This is a genomic window from Bacillus cereus group sp. BfR-BA-01441 (genome assembly GCF_022663075.1).
In the GTDB taxonomy this organism is placed as follows: domain Bacteria; phylum Bacillota; class Bacilli; order Bacillales; family Bacillaceae_G; genus Bacillus_A; species Bacillus_A cereus.
The window spans coordinates 1-5,735 of record NZ_JAKUEU010000155.1; the positions used below are offsets into that span (position 1 = coordinate 1).

Below are 5,735 nucleotides of genomic sequence, written 5' to 3' on the forward strand. Positions count from 1 at the left end.
GATATATTGTAAGTTACGATAGATATATTTGAAAAATCGTGGATATATTGTAAGTTACGATAGATATATTTGAAAAATCGTGGATATATTGTAAGTTACGATAGATATATTCGAAAAATCGTTGATATATTGTAAGTTACGATAGATATATTTGAAAAATTGTTGATATCGCTTATTTTTTTGAAACAAACGGATGTCCCTCATAATAAAAACGCCACGGATAGTGTACAGCTTCTTCTGCATAGTCGATATTAATACGAGGTCCTGCTGTTATTTTATATTGTAATGATATGTGTTCTTCTTTTGGAACTAATTCAATATGTAACGTATCACTTTGTAACGATACACCGCGTTCTTTTAAAGTGATGCCAAGTGCACGGCATAGTTTGCCAGGACCGTTCGTTAAATTTTTGTACTGCGCTTTTGTAATTTCGGTCTTATTGTAGCGCGCTAGTTTTATTTCTTCTATTCCATCTACCGGCTCAAGGGCTCGAATGAGAACACCTTGTGGGGTGCCCACTGGCGCTGTAATAACGTTAAAGCAATGATACATACCGTAAATTAAATATACGTAAGCATGCCCTGGTGCACCAAACATAACTTCTGTGCGATCTGTCCGTCTGCCTCCATAACTATGTGCGGCCTTATCATCTGGGCCTTTATATGCTTCTACTTCTACAATGATTCCGCTTCGCTTTATTCCGTCTACAATATGAACAAGTTTTTGCCCGAGTAATTTTTTTGCGACTTCTAACGTATCGCCTTCATAAAAAGAAGGAGGTGCCTGCATTGTACTATCTCCTTTGCTAAGTGTATATGTATATAGTAAACCAAATTTTCAGTAGTAATTCTAACTCGTTCTATTTGCTACATTTATTTCATAAATTATGGATAGAGTACAACAGCGAAGAGGGGGAGTGCGACATGATTTATCGCTTACTAGCTCTTAATATAGATGGGACATTACTATACAACAATGGAAAAATTGCAAAAGGATTAAGAGAAACAATTGAATTTGTGAAAAGAAAAGATGTATACGTTACGTTATTTACGAGTCGTAATTTTCAATCCGCTCATAAAGTAGCAAAGGCGTTAAAATTAGATTCTATATTAGTGACACATGGTGGTGCTTTCGTTTCAGCAACGTTAGATAAGCCGTACGTTCAAAGAAGATTGTCTGAAGAGAAGACTTTTAACATTGTGCAAGTGTTAGAGCACTTTGATTGTAACGTACGTATTTCTCATGAACGGTTTTCGATAGGAAATCGTGAGAGAAATACACCAAACTTAATTGCGCGCACTGTATTATCAAGCGCAGATCCGTTATTTTATCCAGTTCAATTTGTAGATTCGTTAGGTGACGCGCTTCGTGACCATCCGGTAGCGGCGCCAAAAATTGATGTTCTTTTCCAAACTAAAGGTGAAAAAGAACGCGGGCTAAATACATTAAGAAAAGCGTTCCAAGATGTAGAGTATGTTGAATGTGATTCAAAACGAATAGAAATTTTACCGCAAAATGTATCAAAGTTACGCGGGTTACAATTGCTTGGAGAGCATTTAAATATTTCGCTAAATGAAATGGTTGCGATTGGAGATAGTATGGAAGATTTAGAGGTTATTGAAAACGTGGGACTTGGGGTAGCGATGGGGAACTCGCCTGTAGAATTAAAGCAAGCAGCCGATTGGATTACACGTTCAAATAGTGAAAACGGTGTAGAGTACATGATTAAAGAGCATTTCCGTAAGCAGTTCCCGCTTCCGTTTTTGAAGAATCATAAAAATACACCGAAACGATGAAAGAAAAACGTAGCTTTTTGGCTACGTTTTTTGTTGAGCTTATTAAAATGAATGAAAACGTTTTAAAATGTGAATTGTGTATGAAATCTATACAATTCACTTGAATCCTTTAGAAAACTAATGTAAAGTGAAGGATGTTGTCAAAATAGTTACACCACATGAAATATTCTTCAGATTAATTTTATTGGGCTCCCATACGTAAAAGTATTTCCGCATGACAGTTTAGTTCACGTATTATTTCAAAAATGAATTGTAGTAATTTTATTAAGTAGTTGTAGCGTTCCTTTGTTGTATTTAAATGGATTATTTTAAGTTAATGTGAGTAAGACCTGGTACATATGAAATGTACTTCTTTTTGTGATTTTAGGAAGTTTAAAAGGGGGAATGAATTTCTTGAGGAAATCATTTAATCAAAAAATTAAAAAGTTAAGTAGTAGTTTAATAGTTGTATTACTAATATGTATGAATTTTTTAATCCATTTACCATTTAAAGCAGAGGCAGCTACAACAGAGTTAAAAGGTTTAGGTGATGTATCTTATTACAACGCCATCATTTTTGGAGATCATAGTGCAACGAGTGCTGATATTGAAGGTGCGATGGCTGTTCAGAAAAATATGAAAGCATCAAGTTATACAGTCGTAGCGGCTGCAACTGGAGCAAATAACTTAGCTGGAGAAACTTGGGTAGATGAAGGATATCCATCATTATTACTAGGCGGTCAATTTACGAAAGCTGGAGCAGGACAGGTAATTATTCAAGATGGAACAGTGGCGATGACAAAAGACGGTGACCCAGATGGCGCGATGAAAACATCATATGACCGTATCTCTTATGAAGAGCAAGCGGAGATTGATGCTAAGTTTAAAGAATTTAGAAAAGACGTTGATGGTGTAATTGGGGATGCAAGTAAACTACACACTGATAAGCCAAAACCTAATATGAGCTTTGGAATCGGTGAAGATGCAAACAACCCTAATATTTATGTCTCTTCAGGTCAGACGGGAAAGAAAGCATTCGATGTAAAAGACGTTTTTCTTCCGAATGTAGAGAATAAAGATTTTATTGTTATTTATTCAGATGCAGAAGAAGTGAGTTTTGGTGGCGGTGCAATTTTGTATGATACAAGAAATACTGGGATGGCGACGGATTTAATTAATACATCTCAAGCATATGACCCTAATTCATCTTTTACTGAGTTAGCTAGTAAGGTAATTTGGGTATTTCCTAATGCTACAAAGATAACAACTAAAGGTTATGGTGTAGTAGGTAGTGTGTTTGCACCTAATGCAGTTGTAGAAACAAAAGGTGGTTCTATTAATGGACAAGCCTATGTTGGAGGATTACACCAAAGAGATGGTTTTGAGGTTCATAACTTTAAATTTAACTGGCCAAAATGGAATAAACCAGCAGCTGAAAAAGGACATTTACAAATTAAAAAAGTTGATGAAAACGATGAAAACATTGTTTTAAAAGACGCAAAATTTGATGTTATAGACAAAGATAATAACGTTGTGGCTACTGTTACAACAAACGAAAAGGGTATTGCGGAAGTTAAAGATTTACCACTTGGTGACTATTTTGTAAAAGAAATAAATGCACCAGAAGGATATATAAAAGTTGATACACCAGTCAAAGTAACAATTGATAATACAAACGTAATTGAACTTGTTATGAAGAATACGAAAAAAGTAGAGAATGGCCAATTTAAATTATTGAAAAAAGATAGTGAATCTGGTCAACTTCTGCCAGGTGCAAAATTTGATGTTATCGATAAAGATGGTAATGTTGTGGAAACAATTGTTACAGGTGATAAAGGCGAAGCCTTATCGAAACAACTTCCAGTTGGAAGCTATACATTAAAAGAAGTAGAAGCACCGAAAGGATATGAATTATCATCTAGTTCAGTTTCTGTTGATGTAAAGGCTAATAAAGTAGTGACTGTAGATGTGGTGAATAAAAAGATCCCCGAAAAAGTAACAGGTCAATTCGAAATTGTGAAAGTAGATGCGGAAGATAAAACGAAAGTATTATCAGACGCAGAATTCGAAGTGTATAAAGACAGCAAGAAAGTAGATACGTTACGAACAGATAAAACTGGTAAAGTAATTTCTCAGAAATTAGAACCAGGAACATACACATTAAAAGAAACGAAAGCACCACAAGGATATAAATTGCTAAAAGAAGAAATTGAAGTCGTTGTGGAAGCAAACAAAGTAGTAGAAGTACAAGTAGAAAACGCAAAAGAACTAGGAAGCTTACAAGTAATCAAAAAGGATTCGGAGAGTGGAAAAGTTCTAGCAGGTGCAGAATTTAAACTGAAAAATGAAGCTGGTCAAGTAGTTGGAGAAGCGAAAACAACGAATAAAGACGGTGTTGTGAAATTCGAAAGCTTAGTGCCAGGAAAGTACACGTTAGAGGAAACGAAAGCGCCGGAAGGTTATAAAACGCTAGAAGTGACAGTAGAAGTGAACGTTGTAGCGAACGAAGTAGTAAAACAAGAAGTCATGAATGAAAAAGTAATGGGTCAATTCGAAATCGTGAAAGTAGATGCGAATGATAAAACGAAATTGTTATCAGGTGCAGAATTCGAAGTGTATAAAGATGGTAAAAAGGTAGCGGAACTGAAAACAGATGAGAGTGGAAAAGTGATGTCACCGAAATTACCGCTAGGTGAATACACAGTGAAAGAAACGAAAGCACCAGCGGGCTACAAACTTTCAAATAAAGAATGGAAAGTAACAATTCAAAATGAGAAAGAAGTAGTAAAAGTAGAGGCAGAAAACGAAAAAATCTTAGGTTCTCTACAAATTATTAAAATGGATGATAAAGATCAAACGAAACGCTTAGTAGGCGCAGAATTTACATTGAAAGATGCGAAAGGAAATGTTGTAAAAGAAGGAATTACAACAGATAAGTCTGGAACGGTTAAGGTAGACGGACTTGTGCCAGGTGAATATACGTTAGAAGAAACAAAAGCACCAGAAGGTTATGAGTTAACAAAACAAATAATTCATGTAACAGTTGACGGTGAAAAAGTTATTGATGTAAAAGTAACGAACGGTAAGAGCCTTGGGCAATTCGAAATCGTAAAAGTAGATGCTCAAGATAAAACGAAAGTATTATCAGATGCAGAATTCGAAGTGTATAAGGATGGTAAAAAAGTAGATACGTTACGAACAGATAAAACTGGTAAAGTAATTTCTCAGAAATTAGAGCCAGGAACATACAAATTAAAAGAAACGAAAGCACCACAAGGATATAAGTTGTTAAAAGAAGAAATTGAAGTCGTTGTGGAAGCAGACAAAGTAGTAGAAGTACAAATAGAAAACGCAAAAGAACTAGGAAGCTTACAAGTAATCAAAAAGGATGCAGAGAGTGGAAAAGTTCTAGCAGGTGCGGAATTTAAATTAAAGAACGAAGCTGATCAAGTAGTTGGAGAAGCGAAAACAACGAATAAAGACGGCGTTGTGAAATTCGAAAGCTTAGTGCCAGGAAAGTATACGTTAGAAGAAACGAAAGCGCCGGAAGGTTATAAGGCGTTAGAAGTAACAGTAGAAGTAAATGTTGTAGCGAACGAAGTAGTAAAACAAGAAGTTATGAATGAAAAAGTAAAAGAAGAAATTACAGGTCAATTAGAAATTACAAAGGTAGATGCTAATAATACAAATAAAACATTAGCAGGCGCAGTGTTTGAAATTTGGAAAGACGGAATAAAAATCGACACATTAACAACAAATAAGAGCGGTAAAGCGACTTCTAAGAAGTTAGAACCAGGAGATTACACTTTAAAAGAAATCCAAGCGCCAGAAGGATATACTTTATCCGATAAGGAAATGAAATTTACGATTTCTAATGAAAAAATTGAAGTTGTAAAGCTTCAAATTACAAATAAAAAAGATACAGATAAAGATCCGGAAAAACCAGGTGAAGGAACAGA

At 35.2% G+C, this 5,735-nt stretch carries 3 protein-coding genes; 2 read left to right on the forward strand and 1 reads right to left on the reverse strand.

All coding sequences use genetic code 11. The features are described from left to right. Positions 1–172: 172 nt before the first annotated feature. On the reverse strand, positions 173–790 hold the full coding sequence (locus tag MR107_RS29025; RefSeq protein WP_001148796.1) for a DNA-3-methyladenine glycosylase: 618 nt from the start codon (positions 788–790) through the stop codon (positions 173–175). 134 nt (positions 791–924) lie between these two features. On the opposite strand from MR107_RS29025, the gene MR107_RS29030 reads away from it, so the two are divergent. Then, on the forward strand, positions 925–1,797 hold the full coding sequence (locus MR107_RS29030; protein WP_000640431.1) for a Cof-type HAD-IIB family hydrolase: 873 nt from the start codon (positions 925–927) through the stop codon (positions 1,795–1,797). 393 nt (positions 1,798–2,190) lie between these two features. Then, positions 2,191–5,735, forward strand: a 3,545-nt coding sequence (locus tag MR107_RS29035) for an MSCRAMM family protein (protein ID WP_242293075.1), incomplete at its 3' end; no start/stop codon positions are given.